This window comes from Streptomyces sp. NPDC001410, from assembly GCF_042895235.1.
Lineage (GTDB): Bacteria > Actinomycetota > Actinomycetes > Streptomycetales > Streptomycetaceae > Streptomyces.
In genome coordinates, this window is sequence record NZ_JBIAWE010000006.1 from 119,557 (window position 1) to 133,084 (window position 13,528).

Consider the following 13,528-nt stretch of genomic DNA (forward strand, 5'->3'; position numbering starts at 1 on the left):
CCGCCGTGACCGTCCTGTCCGACATGCCCACGCGGCAGCTCGAAAAGGCCGCCCACCGCGACCCCAACGTCCTGCGCTGGCTCGGGGCCTACACCTCCTCGATGCTCGGCGACAGCATCTACTACATCGCCCTGTCCTGGGCCGCCGTCCAGGCCGGAACGCCCGCGCAGGCCGGTGTCGTGATGTCGGTCAGCGCGGTGCCGAGGGCCGTGCTGATGCTCGGCGGGGGAGTGCTCGCCGACCGGCTCGGCCCGCGCCGTGTCGTCATCGGCAGCGACGCCGTGCGCTGCGCGGCCGTCCTGGCCGTGGCCGCGTTGCTGTCCCTCACCAGCCCCGGGCTGTGGCCGCTCGCTCTGCTGGCCCTGGTCTTCGGCACCGTCGACGCCGTGTTCATGCCCGCCGTCGGCGCCCTCCCGGCACGGATCACCTGCAAGGACCAGCTTGCCCGGGTACAGGGCATGCGGGGCCTCGCCATCCGCTTCTCCAACGTCGTCGGCGCCCCGCTCGGCGGCCTCGGCGTGGCGCTCGGCGGTGCGGCGACCGCGTTCACCCTCGCCGGACTGCTCATCGCGGTGTCGGTGCCGCTGCTGGTCTCCGTACGGGTCCGGAAGCTGCCGACGGACGACCGGGTCGACACGCGGGAGACGTCCGCCTGGCGGGATCTGCGGGAAGGCCTGCGTTACATCCGCCGCCACCGCGTCCTCGCCCCGCTCATGCTGGCCATCGCCCTCGGCGACTTCGGCTTCGTCGGGCCGTTCAACGTCGGTCTGACCCTGCTCGCCGACCGGCGCGGCTGGGGCGCCTCCGGGATGGGCTGGATCCTCGCCGGGTTCGGCGTCGGCGCGGGCGCCGCCTCGCTGCTGCTCACCGTCCGCGGGCGGCTGCCGCGCGCCGGGCTGGTCGCCGCGTACGCCATCCTCGGGGGCTCCGTCGCGATCGGCGCCCTCGCCTTCGTGCCGAGCCTCGCCGGGGCCGTTGGGGTGGCCCTGCTCGTCGGACTCCTCGCAGGGCTCAGCGGCGCCCTGTGCGGGGCCCTGCTCCAGACCCAGGCCGACCCCGCCTACCTCGGCCGGGTCACGGCCGTTTCCAGCCTGGTCAGCCTCGGACTCGCCCCGCTGAGCATGCCGTTCGCGGCCGCCGCGATCGGTGCCTGGGGACTCGGCCCGGTCTACGTCGTCAGCGCCGTCGTCTGCGGCCTCGGCGGGCTCGTCGCCCTGTACGTCCCGGGCCTGCGCCGGGCCGAACTGCCCCGCTGAGACTCAGCCGTGGGCCGGCTTGGGCTGGGTCAGCTGGATCAGGTTGCCGACCGTGTCGTCGATGACGGCCGCGATCACCGGACCCTGCTCCTGCGGCTCGTGGGTGAAGCGCACGCCGAGGTTCACCAGCCGCTTGTACTCCGCCTGGATGTCGTCCACCGAGAAGACGATGCACGGGATCCCCGCCTCGTACAGGGCCCGGCGGTACGGCTCCGCGATGGGGCCGTCGCCGGGCTCCAGCAGCAGCTGGAGATCGTGCTGGGCCCCGCCCGGCGCGCCGACCGTGACGAACAGCGTGCCGCCGCCCAGGTCCAGATGCGTACGGGTCTCGAAGCCGAGGACGTCCGTGTAGAAGGCGTGCGCCTTCGGCACGTCGTCCACGTACACACCGGTCATCGCGACCTTGATCATGAGGTGCCTCTCAGATGCCCAGCTGCTTGGAATCGTGCAGCTTCGCGATGGCGTTCTCGTCGCCGTCCAGCTCGACCTTCGCCGCGCTCTGCCGGCCGAACGCGAACATCAGCAGCTCCGCCGGCTCGCCGGTCACCGTCACCACGGGCGCACCCCGGTGGGCGACGGCCGTCTGGCCGTCCGGACGCCGCAGGACCAGGCCCGTCGGCACACCCCGGCCCAGCAGGCGGGCGGTGCGCTCCAGACGGGACCACAGCGACTCCTGGAAGACGGGGTCGAGCTCGCGCGGCGTCCAGTCCGGCTGGGCGCGGCGCACGTCCTCCGTGTGGACGTAGAACTCCACGATGTTGGCCGCCTCGTCGATCTGCTTGAGCTGGAACGGCGAGAAACGCGGCGGGCCGGTCCGGATCAGCTGGATCAGCTCCTCGTACGGCTTCGCGGCGTATTCGGCCATCACCTTCTCCAGCCGCGGCGCGAGCTGCTTGATCAGCGTGCCCCCGGCCGCGTCCGGCCGCCGCTCCCGCACCACCACGTGCGCGGCCAGATCGCGTGTCAGCCACCCCTCGCAGAGGGTCGGGGCCTCCGGGCCGGTGGTTTCCAAGAGGTCGGCGAGCAGAAGCCGTTCACGCTGAGCGAAGGTCGACATGCAGTCAGCCTACGACCACGCAGAGGGTCCGCCCACCCGTCACCCGACCACCGCCCCTCAACGAGGCGCTGCGCGCCGCAGGGCTCGATCAGTGGACTTGACCGGTCACTGTCCGTGCCGCGCGGCAGAATGGCACCCATGACCAGTACGCCTCCGCCCAGCAGCCTCGACCCCGAGATCGCCGCGCGCCTGAAGCGCAGCGCCGACGGGCTCGTCCCGGCCATCGCCCAGCAGTACGACACCGGTGAGGTGCTGATGCTCGGCTGGATGGACGACGAGGCGCTGCATCGCACGCTCACCACGGGCCGCTGCACCTACTGGTCGCGCAGCCGCCAGGAGTACTGGGTCAAGGGCGACACCTCCGGCCACTTCCAGTGGGTCAAGTCCGTCGCCCTCGACTGCGACGCCGACACCCTGCTGGTCAAGGTCGACCAGGTCGGCGCCGCCTGCCACACCGGCGCCCGCACCTGCTTCGACGTGGACGTGCTGCTCAAGGACGCCGATTCCGGCGTGCGGGCACAGGATCAGTAAGGTCAGCCGCCATGGACCTCGAGACCTTCCGCAAGCTCGCCACCGACCGACGCGTCATCCCGGTCACGCGCAAGCTCCTCGCCGACGGCGACACCCCGGTCGCGCTCTACCGCAAGCTCGCCGCCGAACGCCCCGGCACCTTCCTGCTGGAGTCCGCGGAGAACGGCCGCTCCTGGTCCCGCTACTCCTTCGTGGGCGTGCGCTCCGCCGCGACCCTCACCGCACGGGACGGCGAGGCCCACTGGCTCGGCGCCCCGCCCGTCGGCGTCCCCACCGGCGGCGACCCGCTCGCCGCGCTGCGCGCCACCCTCCAGGCCCTGCACACCCCGCACCAGGAGGGCATGCCGCCCTTCACCGGCGGCATGGTCGGCTACCTCGGCTACGACATCGTCCGACGCCTGGAGAAGATCGGCCCCGGCGAGCGCGACGACCTGAAGCTGCCCGAGCTGACCATGCTCCTCACCAGCGACCTCGCCGTCATGGACCACTGGGAGGGCTCGGTCCTGCTGATCGCCAACGCGATCAACCACAACGACCTCGACACCGGGGTGGACGAGGCCTACGCCGACGCCGTGGCCCGCCTCGACGCGATGGAGACCGACCTGTCCCGGGCGGTCGCCCAGCCCCCGGCCGTCCTGCCGCCCTCCGAACTGCCCGAGTACACCGCCCTGTGGGGCGGCCCCGACTTCCAGGCGGCCGTGGAGGACGTCAAGGAGCGCATCCGCGCGGGCGAGGCCTTCCAGGTCGTGCCCTCCCAGCGCTTCGAGACCCCGTGCACGGCGAGCGCGCTGGACGTCTACCGGGTCCTGCGGGCCACCAACCCGTCCCCGTACATGTATCTGTTCCGCTTCGACGGATTCGACGTCGTCGGCTCCTCCCCGGAGGCGCTGGTCAAGGTCGAGGACGGGCGCGCGATGGTCCACCCCATCGCCGGCACCCGGCACCGCGGCGCCACCCCGCAGGAGGACCAGGCCCTCGCCGAGGAACTGCTCGCCGACCCCAAGGAGCGCGCCGAGCACCTGATGCTGGTCGACCTCGGCCGCAACGACCTCGGCCGGGTCTGCGAGCCCGGCTCGGTGGAGGTCGTGGACTTCATGTCCATCGAGGGCTACTCGCACGTCATGCACATCGTGTCCACGGTCACCGGCCGGGTCGCCCAGGGCCGTACGGCCTTCGACGTGCTGACCGCCTGCTTCCCGGCGGGCACCCTGTCCGGCGCGCCCAAGCCCCGCGCCATGCAGATCATCGACGAACTCGAGCCGTCCCGGCGCGGCCTGTACGGCGGCTGCGTCGGCTACCTCGACTTCGCCGGCGACTCCGACACCGCCATCGCCATCCGCACCGCCCTGCTCCGGGACGGCACGGCCTATGTGCAGGCCGGTGCGGGCATCGTCGCCGACTCCGACCCGGTCGCCGAGGACCAGGAGTGCCGCAACAAGGCCGCCGCGGTACTGCGGGCCGTCCACACGGCGAACCGTCTCGGACGGTAGAAGCCGGTCGGTGAAGGACGGTTGAGAGCGTCCGACGTGAACCCCGGGTGACGGTTCGCCCGGGGTTCAAGCGATAGTGGACTACGTGACTGCCGTACCTCACCCCCGTTCCGAAGCCGCCGCGCCCGCCCGGTCCGGCCGCCGGAGCCTCGCCCTCGCCCTGCTGTTCGGTGCGCTCGGCGCGGCCGTGGCGCTGCTCGCGACCCGGCAGCGCTGGGCGGAGGGCACCGCCACGGTGGCCGGCGGCGCGTTCCCGCTGACCGCCAAGGGCAGCGACGTCACGGGCGTCCCCGCGGCCCTCGCCGTAGTGGGCCTCGCCGCGCTCGTCGCCGTCTTCGCCGTCCGCGGGGCGGGCCGCCTCGCCGTCGCCGCGCTGCTCGCGCTCTCCGGCACGGGCATCGTCGCCGCCGCCCTCGTCGGGGCGTCCGACGGCTCCGCGCTGGACGAGAAGGCCGCGCAGACCACCGGCGACACCTCGGCCACGGTCGCCGCCCTCAGCCACACCGGCTGGCCGTACGTCGCGGCCGTCGGCGGCGTCCTGATCCTGCTCGCCGGGCTGCTCGCCCTGCGCTACGGCAGCCGGTGGCCCGCCATGTCCGGCCGCTACGAGCGCGGGGCCGACCGCCCGCGGCGCAAGGCGCGACCGGTGGACCCCGAGCGTCCCGAGGAGATCTGGAAGGCCCTGGACCGGGGCGAGGACCCGACCGGCGCCTGAGCAGTACCCCTGGGGGCGCAGATGTGGCGAACCAGACGTCACCCCAGCGTCCGGCACGCGTGCGCGTACGGAACAATGGACGACGAGCGTCCGGCTCGGACTAGGACACACAGCAACGAGGAGCAAGTCATGGCGGGCAGCAGCCACGGTCACACCCCGGCCGCCTGGACCGGCGTCACCATCGCCTTCATCGGTTTCTGCGTCGCGGGCGCCTTCATGGTGATGGCCCAGCCCGTGGGCTTCTGGGCCGGCATGGTGCTCGTGCTCCTCGGTGGCGTCGTGGGCGCCGCGATGCGCGCCATGGGCCTCGGCCAGCCGAAGCAGCAGGCGCTCGCCGTCACGCACGCGGCCCCCGCCGCGACCCGCGAGCCGGCCGCCGCCGAGAGCTGAGCACCACCGCTTCCCACGAGGGGCGGCCCGAACCCGAGGAGGGTACGGGCCGCCCCTCGCGCGTATCGGGGGCGCGGTCGGCGTGTGTCGCCGACGGCTACGCGCGGTCCGGTGCGAGTCGGCGCCGCCGAGCCCGCCCCCTCGCGCGCGTGCGCGGGGCGTGCGGGGCAGAATGCCTAGCGTGAACGCCGACAGCCACAGCGCCCCGCGCACCAGCCCGCCACCCGCCCTGTGGGGCCGGCTCGCCCTTCCGGTCGGCCTGCTCGCGGCCGTCGGCGGCGCCTTCGCGTACGTCGGCACGGTCGACCCGAACGAACCCGGCCACTACCCGGTGTGCCCCCTGTACCGGCTCACCGGCCTGTACTGCCCCGGCTGCGGCGGACTGCGCAGCGCGCACGCCTTCATCCACGGCGACTTCCTCACCGCCCTGCACGACAACGCGGCGGGCGTGGCCGCCTACCTGGGCTTCGCGGTGCTGTGGACCGTCTGGGTGGTCCGCGCGGTGCGCGGCCGGCCACTGCGGATCGAACTCGGGCGGGTACAGATGTGGAGCATCGGCGCGTTGCTGCTGGTCTTCACCGTGGTCCGGAACCTGCCGGGCAGCGGCTGGCTGCACCCCTAGACCGGCTCCCGGACCGCTCTCGGACCCGTCCACGGAATGTCCAGGTGGTGGGACCGGTATAGCTCGGATGCAGGCCCATCGTGGACCTGCGGATACCATCAAAGTGACCAAGGGTTTCAGAACCCGAAGGAACAACCGTCTGAAAGGGGGCCGCTCGCGTGAGTGTGCTCGACGAGATCATCGACGGAGTCCGTGCCGACCTCGCGGAGCGGCAGGCACGCGTCAGCCTCGACGAGCTCAAGGAGCGTGCGGCGAAGGCCCCCGCCGCCAAGGACGGGGTGGCCGCGCTCAAGGGCGACGGTGTCAAGGTGATCTGCGAGGTCAAGCGCTCCAGCCCCTCCAAGGGCGCGCTGGCCGCGATCGCCGACCCGGCCGGGCTCGCGGCGGACTACGAGGCGGGCGGTGCCGCCGTCATCTCCGTCCTCACCGAACAGCGCCGCTTCGGCGGCTCGCTGGCCGACCTGGAGGCCGTCCGCGCGCGTGTGGACATCCCGGTCCTGCGCAAGGACTTCATCGTCACGTCGTACCAGCTGTGGGAGGCCCGCGCGTACGGCGCCGACCTCGCGCTGCTGATCGTGGCCGCCCTGGAACAGCCGGCTCTCGAGTCGCTGATCGAGCGTGCCGTCTCCATCGGTCTCACCCCGCTCGTCGAGGTGCACGACGAGGAGGAGGTCGAGCGGGCCGTGGCCGCGGGCGCCAAGATCATCGGCGTCAACGCGCGCAACCTGAAGACCCTGGAGGTCGACCGCGGCACCTTCGAGCGGGTGGCCCCGGAGATCCCCGAGGGCATCGTCAAGGTCGCCGAGTCCGGTGTGCGCGGGCCGCACGACCTGATCGCGTACGCCAACGCCGGCGCCGACGCGGTCCTGGTGGGCGAGTCCCTGGTCACCGGCAAGGACCCGAAGACGGCTGTCTCCGACCTGGTCGCGGCGGGCGAGCACCCCGCACTGCGGCACGGCCGAAGCTGATCAGCGGATAGGCTTGCCGCGATGACTGCGACCACACCCGCCACGGCCACGGACCGGTACGCCCGCCTCGCGCGCGGCTGCCGCCCGCGTGGCTGCCGCGCGCCCGCCCGCAGGGTGCACGGCCGACGGGTGCGGTACGTCATCGGTGACGAGCCGGGGCAAGTCAACGGCATGCGATGGCAGCAGCCGACCTATAGGGGCGCGGGGCAGTGCCCGAACATGCGGCTCCGCCGCGCGGCCGCGACCAGCCACAACGGGCCCGCAGCCGACTGACGATCCCCGCCCCCACGGCGATCAGTGCTGTTCACACACCACTCCACTCACCGTGAGGTATCCGCATGCCCAGCGAGTTCTTCATCCCTGACCCCACCGGCCAGGTGCCCAGCGTCGAAGGCTACTTCGGCGCGTTCGGCGGCAAGTTCATCCCGGAGGCCCTCGTCGCCGCCGTGGACGAGGTCGCCGTCGAGTACGAGAAGGCGAAGCACGACCCCGAGTTCGCCCGCGAGCTGGACGACCTGCTCGTCAACTACACCGGCCGCCCCAGCGCCCTCACCGAGGTGCCGAGGTTCGCCGAACACGCCGGTGGCGCCCGGGTGTTCCTCAAGCGGGAAGACCTGAACCACACCGGCTCCCACAAGATCAACAACGTTCTCGGCCAGGCCCTGCTCACCAAGCGCATGGGCAAGACCCGCGTCATCGCGGAGACCGGCGCCGGCCAGCACGGCGTCGCCACGGCCACCGCCTGCGCCCTGTTCGGCCTCGACTGCACCATCTACATGGGCGAGATCGACACCCAGCGCCAGGCCCTCAACGTGGCCCGTATGCGCATGCTCGGCGCCGAGGTCGTCGCCGTGAAGTCCGGCAGCCGCACGCTGAAGGACGCCATCAACGAGGCGTTCCGGGACTGGGTCGCCAACGTCGACCACACCCACTACCTGTTCGGTACGGTCGCCGGCCCGCACCCCTTCCCGGCCATGGTCCGCGACTTCCACCGGGTGATCGGCGTGGAGGCGCGGCGGCAGCTCCTGGAGCGCGCCGGCCGTCTCCCCGACGCCGCCGTCGCCTGCGTCGGCGGTGGCTCCAACGCCATCGGCCTCTTCCACGCCTTCATCCCCGACGAGGGCGTCCGCCTGATCGGCTGCGAGCCGGCCGGGCACGGCGTGGAGACCGGCGAGCACGCGGCCACCCTGACCGCGGGCGAGCCCGGTATCCTGCACGGCTCCCGCTCCTACGTCCTGCAGGACGACGAGGGTCAGATCACCGAGCCGTACTCGATCTCGGCCGGTCTGGACTACCCGGGCATCGGCCCCGAGCACTCCTACCTCAAGGACAGCGGCCGCGCCGAGTACCGCGCGGTCACCGACGACGCCGCCATGCAGGCCCTGCGCCTGCTGTCGCGCACCGAGGGCATCATCCCGGCCATCGAGAGCGCCCACGCCCTCGCCGGCGCCCTGGAGGTCGGCAAGGAGCTGGGCAAGGACGGGCTGATCGTCATCAACCTGTCCGGCCGCGGCGACAAGGACATGGACACGGCGGCGCGCTACTTCGGCCTCTACGACACCGACGCCGAGGTGGCCGCCAACGAAGCCGACACCGCCGAGATCGAGGGGGACGCCAAGTGAGCGGCAACATTCAGCTTCTGAACGACACCCTCGCCGCCGCCAAGGCGGAGGGGCGCTCCGCCCTCATCGCCTACCTCCCGGCCGGCTTCCCGACCGTGGACGGCGGCATCGAGGCGATCAAGGCCGTCTTCGACGGCGGCGCCGACGTCGTCGAGGTCGGTCTGCCGCACAGCGACCCGGTCCTCGACGGCCCGGTCATCCAGACCGCCGACGACATCGCCCTGCGCGGCGGAGTCAGGATCGCGGACGTCATGCGGACGGTCCGGGAGGCGCACGAGGCGACCGGGAAGCCGGTGCTCGTGATGACCTACTGGAACCCCATCGACCGCTACGGCGTGGAGCGCTTCACCGCCGAGCTGGCCGAGGCGGGCGGCGCGGGCTGCATCCTGCCGGACCTGCCGGTCCAGGAGTCGGGCCTGTGGAGGGAGCACGCGGAGAAGCACGGTCTCGCCACCGTCTTCGTCGTCGCCCCCAGCAGCAGGGACGAGCGGCTCGCCGAGATCACCGCGGCCGGCAGCGGCTTCGTCTACGCGGCTTCGCTGATGGGTGTCACCGGCACCCGTGAGTCGGTCGGCGTCCAGGCCCACGACCTGGTCGAGCGCACCCGGGCCACCGGCAGCCCGCTGCCGGTGTGCGTCGGGCTCGGCGTCTCCAACGCGGCCCAGGCCGCCGAGGTCGCCGGCTTCGCCGACGGCGTCATCGTCGGCTCGGCGTTCGTGAAGCGGATGCTGGACGCCCCGGACCACGCCTTGGGCATCGAGGCGGTGCGCGGGCTCGCCGGCGACCTGGCGAAGGGCGTACGCGGACAGGCGTAACCGTCCGTAACGGAAGATTCGGTCACTCGAACGAGTGGACCTCAAGCCGGGGAGGCGCGCTGCGCCTCCCCGGTTCGTTCTGGGGGTGTGAGCGAGAAGAACCGTGACGGAAAGCGCACCGCCCGGGAGCGGCTGGCGGTCGAGCGCGAGAAGCAGAAGTCCGCGGAGAAGCGACGGCGCGCGCTGATCGTGGGTGCGAGCGTCGTCTGCGTCCTGGGGCTCGCGGCGGTGATCGGGGTGATCGCCGCCAACTCGGGCAAGAAGACCACCAGCTCGGGCCCGGTCGTGGCGCCCTCCGGTGCGCAGGGCAAGGACAGTCTCGCGATCCCGGTGGGCAAGGACGGCGCCAAGGCGACGCTCACGGTCTGGGAGGACTTCCGCTGCCCGGCCTGCCAGTCCTTCGAGACGATGTACCGGCCCACGCTCCACGAGCTCACCGACGCGGGCAAGCTCAGAGTCGAGTACCACCTGGTCCGGCTGATCGACGGCAACCTCGGCGGCACCGGCTCGCTGCGCGCGGCCAACGCCGCGGCCTGCGCCCAGGACGCCGGAAAGTTCCGCGACTACCACGACGTGCTGTACGCGAACCAGCCGAAGGAGACCGACGACGCCTTCGGGGACAACGCCAAGCTGATCCAGCTGGCCGGCAAGGTGAACGGCCTCGACACCCCCGCGTTCCAGAAGTGCGTCAAGGACGGCACCCACGACAGCTGGGTGAACAAGTCCCACAAGGCCTTCCAGACCGGCGGCTTCAGCGGTACGCCCACCGTCCTGTTCGGCGGCAAGAACATCTACGCGGACCAGACGATGACCCCGGCGAAGCTCAAGCAGATGGTGGAGGACGCGAACCGCGGGTAAGCGTGTTTCTCACGTGCCCGTTATGGACCCGTAGCCGGGCTGCCTGCCGTCCCCGCGGCCCGGCACGGTAGCGTCGACCTTGCCATGGAACTTGCCTACATTCCCAGCCCGTCGCGCGGGGTCTGGAACCTCGGACCGATTCCGCTGCGCGCCTACGCGTTCTGCATCATCATCGGCGTCTTCGTCGCCGTCTGGCTCGGCAACAAGCGCTGGATCGCCCGGGGCGGGCGATCCGGCACGGTCGCCGACATCGCTGTCTGGGCCGTTCCCTTCGGCCTCGTCGGCGGTCGGCTCTACCACGTGATCACGGACTACGAGCTGTACTTCAGCCCGGGCCGTGACTGGGTGGACGCCTTCAAGGTGTGGGAGGGCGGCCTCGGCATCTGGGGCGCGATCGCGCTCGGCGCGGTGGGCGCGTGGATCGGCTGCCGGCGCCGGGGCATCCCGCTGCCCGCCTACGCCGACGCCATCGCCCCCGGCATCGCCTTCGCGCAGGCCATCGGCCGCTGGGGCAACTGGTTCAACCAGGAGCTGTACGGACGCGAGACCCATGTGCCGTGGGCGCTGCACATCACCTCCTCCGAGGGCGGCCGGGTACCGGGCTACTACCACCCGACCTTCCTCTACGAGTCCCTGTGGTGCATCGGCGTCGCCCTCCTGGTCATCTGGGCCGACCGCCGCTTCCAGCTGGGCCACGGCCGGGCCTTCGCCCTGTACGTCGCCGCGTACTGCGTGGGCCGCGGCTGGATCGAGTACATGCGCGTCGACGACGCCCACCACATCCTGGGCCTCCGCCTCAACGACTGGACCGCGATCATCGTGTTCCTGCTGGCGGTGACGTACATCGTGGTGTCGGCCAAGAAGCGGCCGGGCCGTGAAGCGGTGGTGGAACCGGGTGCCTCCGACGGTCCGACCGAGGGCGCCGCAGCCGCCGAAGCCGGCGGTGCGGAAGCCGGCGCCAAGGCCGACGCCGAGGTCGAGGATGAGGCTGGGGACAAGGCTGAGGACAAGGCAGAGGACAAGGCCGAGCCGGATGCCGTGGAGGCGAAGGACGAGGCGGAGTCGGCGAAGAAGAGCTGACGGCTGGTTGTACGACACCGAGGGCGCCCGGAATCTTCCGGGCGCCCTCGGTGCGTGCGGAGGGAGGTTCAGTGTCGCCGCCCCAATGACAGCGTCCGCTGTGCTGCCGCCACCACCGCCGCGTCGACGAAGCGGCCGTCGGGCAGGGCCTGGGCGCCCTCGTTCGTCGCCGCGGCCTTGATGATCGTTTCGGCTGACTCGATCTCCGCGGACGTCGGGAGATACGCCCGCTCGATCACCGGCAGCTGCCGTGGGTGGATCGCAGCCCGGCCCAGGAAGCCGAGGGTGCGGCCGCGGGCGCAGGAGGCGGCCAGGCCGTCCAGGTCGCGGATGTCGGGGTGGACGGACTGGGCCGGCGGTGCCAGGCCGGCCGCGCGGGCGGCGACGACCACCCGGGAGCGGGGCCAGTCGAGGCCCGCGTCGGCCCGTACACCCAGGTCGGCCCGGAGGTCGGCCTCGCCGAGGGAGACACCCCGCAGGGACGGATGGGCGGTGGCGATGGCGTACGCGTGCTCGATGCCGAGGGCCGACTCCAGCAGGGCGTACAGGGGGACCGGAGTGGCCACGGCGACCTGCCTGATCTGGCCCGGGGACGTCACCTTCGGGAGCCGCAGCCCGGACACGCCCGGCAGTGTGGCCAGCGCCGTCAGGTCGGCGGCCGCCCAGGGGCCGTCGAGGGCGTTGACGCGGACGTGGACCGGGACGGGCTGCGGCTCGCCGAGACGCTCGGTCGTGGCCGCGCGGGCGTAGTCCTTGCGGTCGGGGGCGACCGCGTCCTCCAGGTCGATCACCACCACGTCGGCGCCCGCGGCCAGCGCCTTGGCCACGACGTGCGGGCGGTCGCCGGGGACGTAGAGCCAGGTCAGCGGGAACGGCGTCACAGGGCGCCCTCCTCGCGCAGGGCGCGCAGCTCGGCCGGGGCCAGGCCCAGCTCGGTGAGCACCGCCTCCGTGTCGGCGCCGTGCGGGCGGCCGGCCCAGCGGATCGCGCCGGGCGTGGCGGACAGCCGGAAGAGCACGTTCTGCATGCGCAGCGGGCCCAGCTCCGGGTCGGCGACGGTGGTGATCGTGTCCAGGGCCTGGTACTGGGGGTCTTCCAGTACGTCCCGGGCGTCCTGGACCGGGGCCACCGCCGCGTCCGCCTTCTCGAAGGCCGCGAGGACCTCGGTGCGGGAGCGGGCCGCGATCCAGGAGCCCACCGCCTCGTCCAGGACGTCGGCGTGCGCCGCCCGGTCCGTGCCCGTGGCGAACCACGGCTCCTCGATCAGCTCCGGGCGGCCCACCAGCCGCAGCACCCGCTCCGCCACCGACTGCGCGGAGGTGGAGACGGCGACCCAGCGGCCGTCGGCGGTGCGGTAGGTGTTGCGCGGGGCGTTGTTAGCGGACCGGTTGCCGGTGCGTTCCTGGATGTAGCCGAGCTGGTCGTACCAGGTGGGCTGGGGGCCGAGGACGGCGAGGATCGGTTCGATGATCGCCATGTCCACGACCTGCCCCTCGCCGGTCCGGTCCCGTGCGGCCAGGGCCGTCAGCACGGAGTACGCCGTGGCCAGGCCCGTGACCGAGTCGGCGAGTCCGAACGGCGGGAGCGTCGGCGGTGCGTCCGGTTCGCCGGTGAGGGCCGCGAAGCCGCTCAGCGCCTCGGCGAGGGTGCCGAAGCCGGGCCGGTGCGCGTACGGGCCGAACTGGCCGAAGGCCGTGACCCGGGTGAGGATCAGCCGCGGGTTGACGGCTGACAGCTCCGCCCAGCCCAGATCCCACTTCTCCAGGGTGCCGGGGCGGAAGTTCTCGATCACCACGTCCGCGGTGGCGGCCAGCCGGAGCAGGGTCGCGCCGCCGCCGGGCTTGGACAGGTCGAGGGTGATGGTCCGTTTGTTGCGGCCGAGCACCTTCCACCACAGGCCGACGCCGTCCTTCGCCGGGCCGTGCCCCCGGGACGGGTCGGGGCGGCCGGGATGCTCCACCTTGATCACCTCGGCGCCGAAGTCACCGAGCAGGGTCGCGGCCATGGGGCCGGCGAAGAGGGTGGCCAGATCGAGGACCCGCAGGCCGTCGAGGGGCTGGATCCGTGGGGCCGTACCCGCAGCCGTAGTTGTACTCGCCGTCGCGTTCGTGGTCGTACTCATGC

At 72.5% G+C, this 13,528-nt stretch carries 16 protein-coding genes; 12 read left to right on the forward strand and 4 right to left on the reverse strand.

The genetic code is table 11. The features are described from left to right. Positions 1–23 precede the first annotated feature (23 nt). Positions 24–1,256 (forward strand): MFS transporter, encoded by a 1,233-nt coding sequence (locus ACFY3C_RS14440; protein ID WP_390771141.1) that lies wholly within the window; start codon positions 24–26, stop codon positions 1,254–1,256. Positions 1,257–1,259: 3 nt separating this feature from the next. Here ACFY3C_RS14440 and ACFY3C_RS14445 read toward each other — a convergent pair whose 3' ends face one another. Beyond that, on the reverse strand, positions 1,260–1,667 hold the full coding sequence (locus tag ACFY3C_RS14445) for a VOC family protein (protein WP_389183622.1): 408 nt from the start codon (positions 1,665–1,667) through the stop codon (positions 1,260–1,262). A gap of 10 nt (positions 1,668–1,677) precedes the next feature. Beyond that, a complete protein-coding gene (locus ACFY3C_RS14450; protein ID WP_386574234.1) occupies positions 1,678–2,313 on the reverse strand; it encodes a TIGR03085 family metal-binding protein in 636 nt (211 codons plus the stop codon). Between the two features lie 138 nt (positions 2,314–2,451). On the opposite strand from ACFY3C_RS14450, the gene hisI reads away from it, so the two are divergent. The 11 genes from hisI to lgt all read left to right on the forward strand — a co-directional run bounded on the left by hisI (position 2,452) and on the right by lgt (position 11,404). Continuing rightward, positions 2,452–2,844: a phosphoribosyl-AMP cyclohydrolase gene (gene hisI / locus ACFY3C_RS14455; RefSeq protein WP_390770947.1), complete on the forward strand. Its 393-nt coding sequence runs from the start codon at positions 2,452–2,454 to the stop codon at positions 2,842–2,844. 11 nt (positions 2,845–2,855) lie between these two features. After that, positions 2,856–4,334 (forward strand): anthranilate synthase component I, encoded by a 1,479-nt coding sequence (locus ACFY3C_RS14460; protein WP_390770948.1) that lies wholly within the window; start codon positions 2,856–2,858, stop codon positions 4,332–4,334. Positions 4,335–4,410: 76 nt separating this feature from the next. Next, positions 4,411–5,049 (forward strand): TIGR02234 family membrane protein, encoded by a 639-nt coding sequence (locus ACFY3C_RS14465; protein WP_390770949.1) that lies wholly within the window; start codon positions 4,411–4,413, stop codon positions 5,047–5,049. A 129-nt stretch (positions 5,050–5,178) separates the two neighbouring features. After that, positions 5,179–5,439: an HGxxPAAW family protein gene (locus tag ACFY3C_RS14470; RefSeq protein WP_386574230.1), complete on the forward strand. Its 261-nt coding sequence runs from the start codon at positions 5,179–5,181 to the stop codon at positions 5,437–5,439. Between the two features lie 172 nt (positions 5,440–5,611). Further along, complete coding sequence (locus ACFY3C_RS14475; RefSeq protein WP_390770950.1) at positions 5,612–6,061, forward strand: DUF2752 domain-containing protein; 450 nt, start codon at positions 5,612–5,614, stop codon at positions 6,059–6,061. Positions 6,062–6,219: 158 nt separating this feature from the next. After that, on the forward strand, positions 6,220–7,029 hold the full coding sequence (gene trpC / locus ACFY3C_RS14480; protein ID WP_386574228.1) for an indole-3-glycerol phosphate synthase TrpC: 810 nt from the start codon (positions 6,220–6,222) through the stop codon (positions 7,027–7,029). A gap of 21 nt (positions 7,030–7,050) precedes the next feature. Continuing rightward, positions 7,051–7,302, forward strand: a complete 252-nt coding sequence (gene trpM / locus ACFY3C_RS14485) for a tryptophan biosynthesis modulator TrpM (RefSeq protein WP_390770951.1) — start codon at positions 7,051–7,053, stop codon at positions 7,300–7,302. 65 nt (positions 7,303–7,367) lie between these two features. Beyond that, a complete protein-coding gene (gene trpB / locus ACFY3C_RS14490; RefSeq protein WP_386574226.1) occupies positions 7,368–8,651 on the forward strand; it encodes a tryptophan synthase subunit beta in 1,284 nt (427 codons plus the stop codon). Next, complete coding sequence (gene trpA, locus ACFY3C_RS14495) at positions 8,648–9,466, forward strand: tryptophan synthase subunit alpha (RefSeq protein ID WP_390770952.1); 819 nt, start codon at positions 8,648–8,650, stop codon at positions 9,464–9,466. Before trpB ends, trpA begins: the two co-directional genes overlap by 4 nt. 87 nt (positions 9,467–9,553) lie before the next feature. Further along, positions 9,554–10,324: a DsbA family protein gene (locus tag ACFY3C_RS14500; protein ID WP_386574224.1), complete on the forward strand. Its 771-nt coding sequence runs from the start codon at positions 9,554–9,556 to the stop codon at positions 10,322–10,324. 84 nt (positions 10,325–10,408) lie between these two features. Beyond that, positions 10,409–11,404 carry a prolipoprotein diacylglyceryl transferase gene (gene lgt, locus ACFY3C_RS14505; RefSeq protein ID WP_390770953.1) on the forward strand — a complete coding sequence of 332 codons (996 nt, stop codon included), beginning with the start codon at positions 10,409–10,411 and terminating at the stop codon, positions 11,402–11,404. A gap of 68 nt (positions 11,405–11,472) precedes the next feature. On the opposite strand, the gene ACFY3C_RS14510 is transcribed toward lgt, so the two are convergent. Together ACFY3C_RS14510 and ACFY3C_RS14515 are read right to left on the reverse strand one after the other, a co-directional pair. Beyond that, complete coding sequence (locus ACFY3C_RS14510) at positions 11,473–12,285, reverse strand: HpcH/HpaI aldolase/citrate lyase family protein (protein ID WP_386574221.1); 813 nt, start codon at positions 12,283–12,285, stop codon at positions 11,473–11,475. Continuing rightward, entirely contained in the window at positions 12,282–13,526 is a 1,245-nt protein-coding gene (locus tag ACFY3C_RS14515) for a CaiB/BaiF CoA transferase family protein (RefSeq protein ID WP_390770954.1), read from the reverse strand. Before ACFY3C_RS14515 ends, ACFY3C_RS14510 begins: the two co-directional genes overlap by 4 nt. Between the last annotated feature and the right edge of the window lie 2 nt (positions 13,527–13,528).

Coding starts and splice junctions, on each gene's coding strand:
- ACFY3C_RS14515 (WP_390770954.1), bottom strand. CDS start 13,526: ATGAGTACGACCACGAACGCGACGGCGAGTACAACTACGGCTGCGGGT.
- lgt (WP_390770953.1), top strand. CDS start 10,409: ATGGAACTTGCCTACATTCCCAGCCCGTCGCGCGGGGTCTGGAACCTC.
- ACFY3C_RS14475 (WP_390770950.1), top strand. CDS start 5,612: ATGCCTAGCGTGAACGCCGACAGCCACAGCGCCCCGCGCACCAGCCCG.
- ACFY3C_RS14450 (WP_386574234.1), bottom strand. CDS start 2,313: ATGTCGACCTTCGCTCAGCGTGAACGGCTTCTGCTCGCCGACCTCTTG.
- ACFY3C_RS14445 (WP_389183622.1), bottom strand. CDS start 1,667: ATGATCAAGGTCGCGATGACCGGTGTGTACGTGGACGACGTGCCGAAG.
- hisI (WP_390770947.1), top strand. CDS start 2,452: ATGACCAGTACGCCTCCGCCCAGCAGCCTCGACCCCGAGATCGCCGCG.
- ACFY3C_RS14460 (WP_390770948.1), top strand. CDS start 2,856: ATGGACCTCGAGACCTTCCGCAAGCTCGCCACCGACCGACGCGTCATC.
- trpB (WP_386574226.1), top strand. CDS start 7,368: ATGCCCAGCGAGTTCTTCATCCCTGACCCCACCGGCCAGGTGCCCAGC.
- trpM (WP_390770951.1), top strand. CDS start 7,051: ATGACTGCGACCACACCCGCCACGGCCACGGACCGGTACGCCCGCCTC.
- ACFY3C_RS14440 (WP_390771141.1), top strand. CDS start 24: ATGCCCACGCGGCAGCTCGAAAAGGCCGCCCACCGCGACCCCAACGTC.
- ACFY3C_RS14470 (WP_386574230.1), top strand. CDS start 5,179: ATGGCGGGCAGCAGCCACGGTCACACCCCGGCCGCCTGGACCGGCGTC.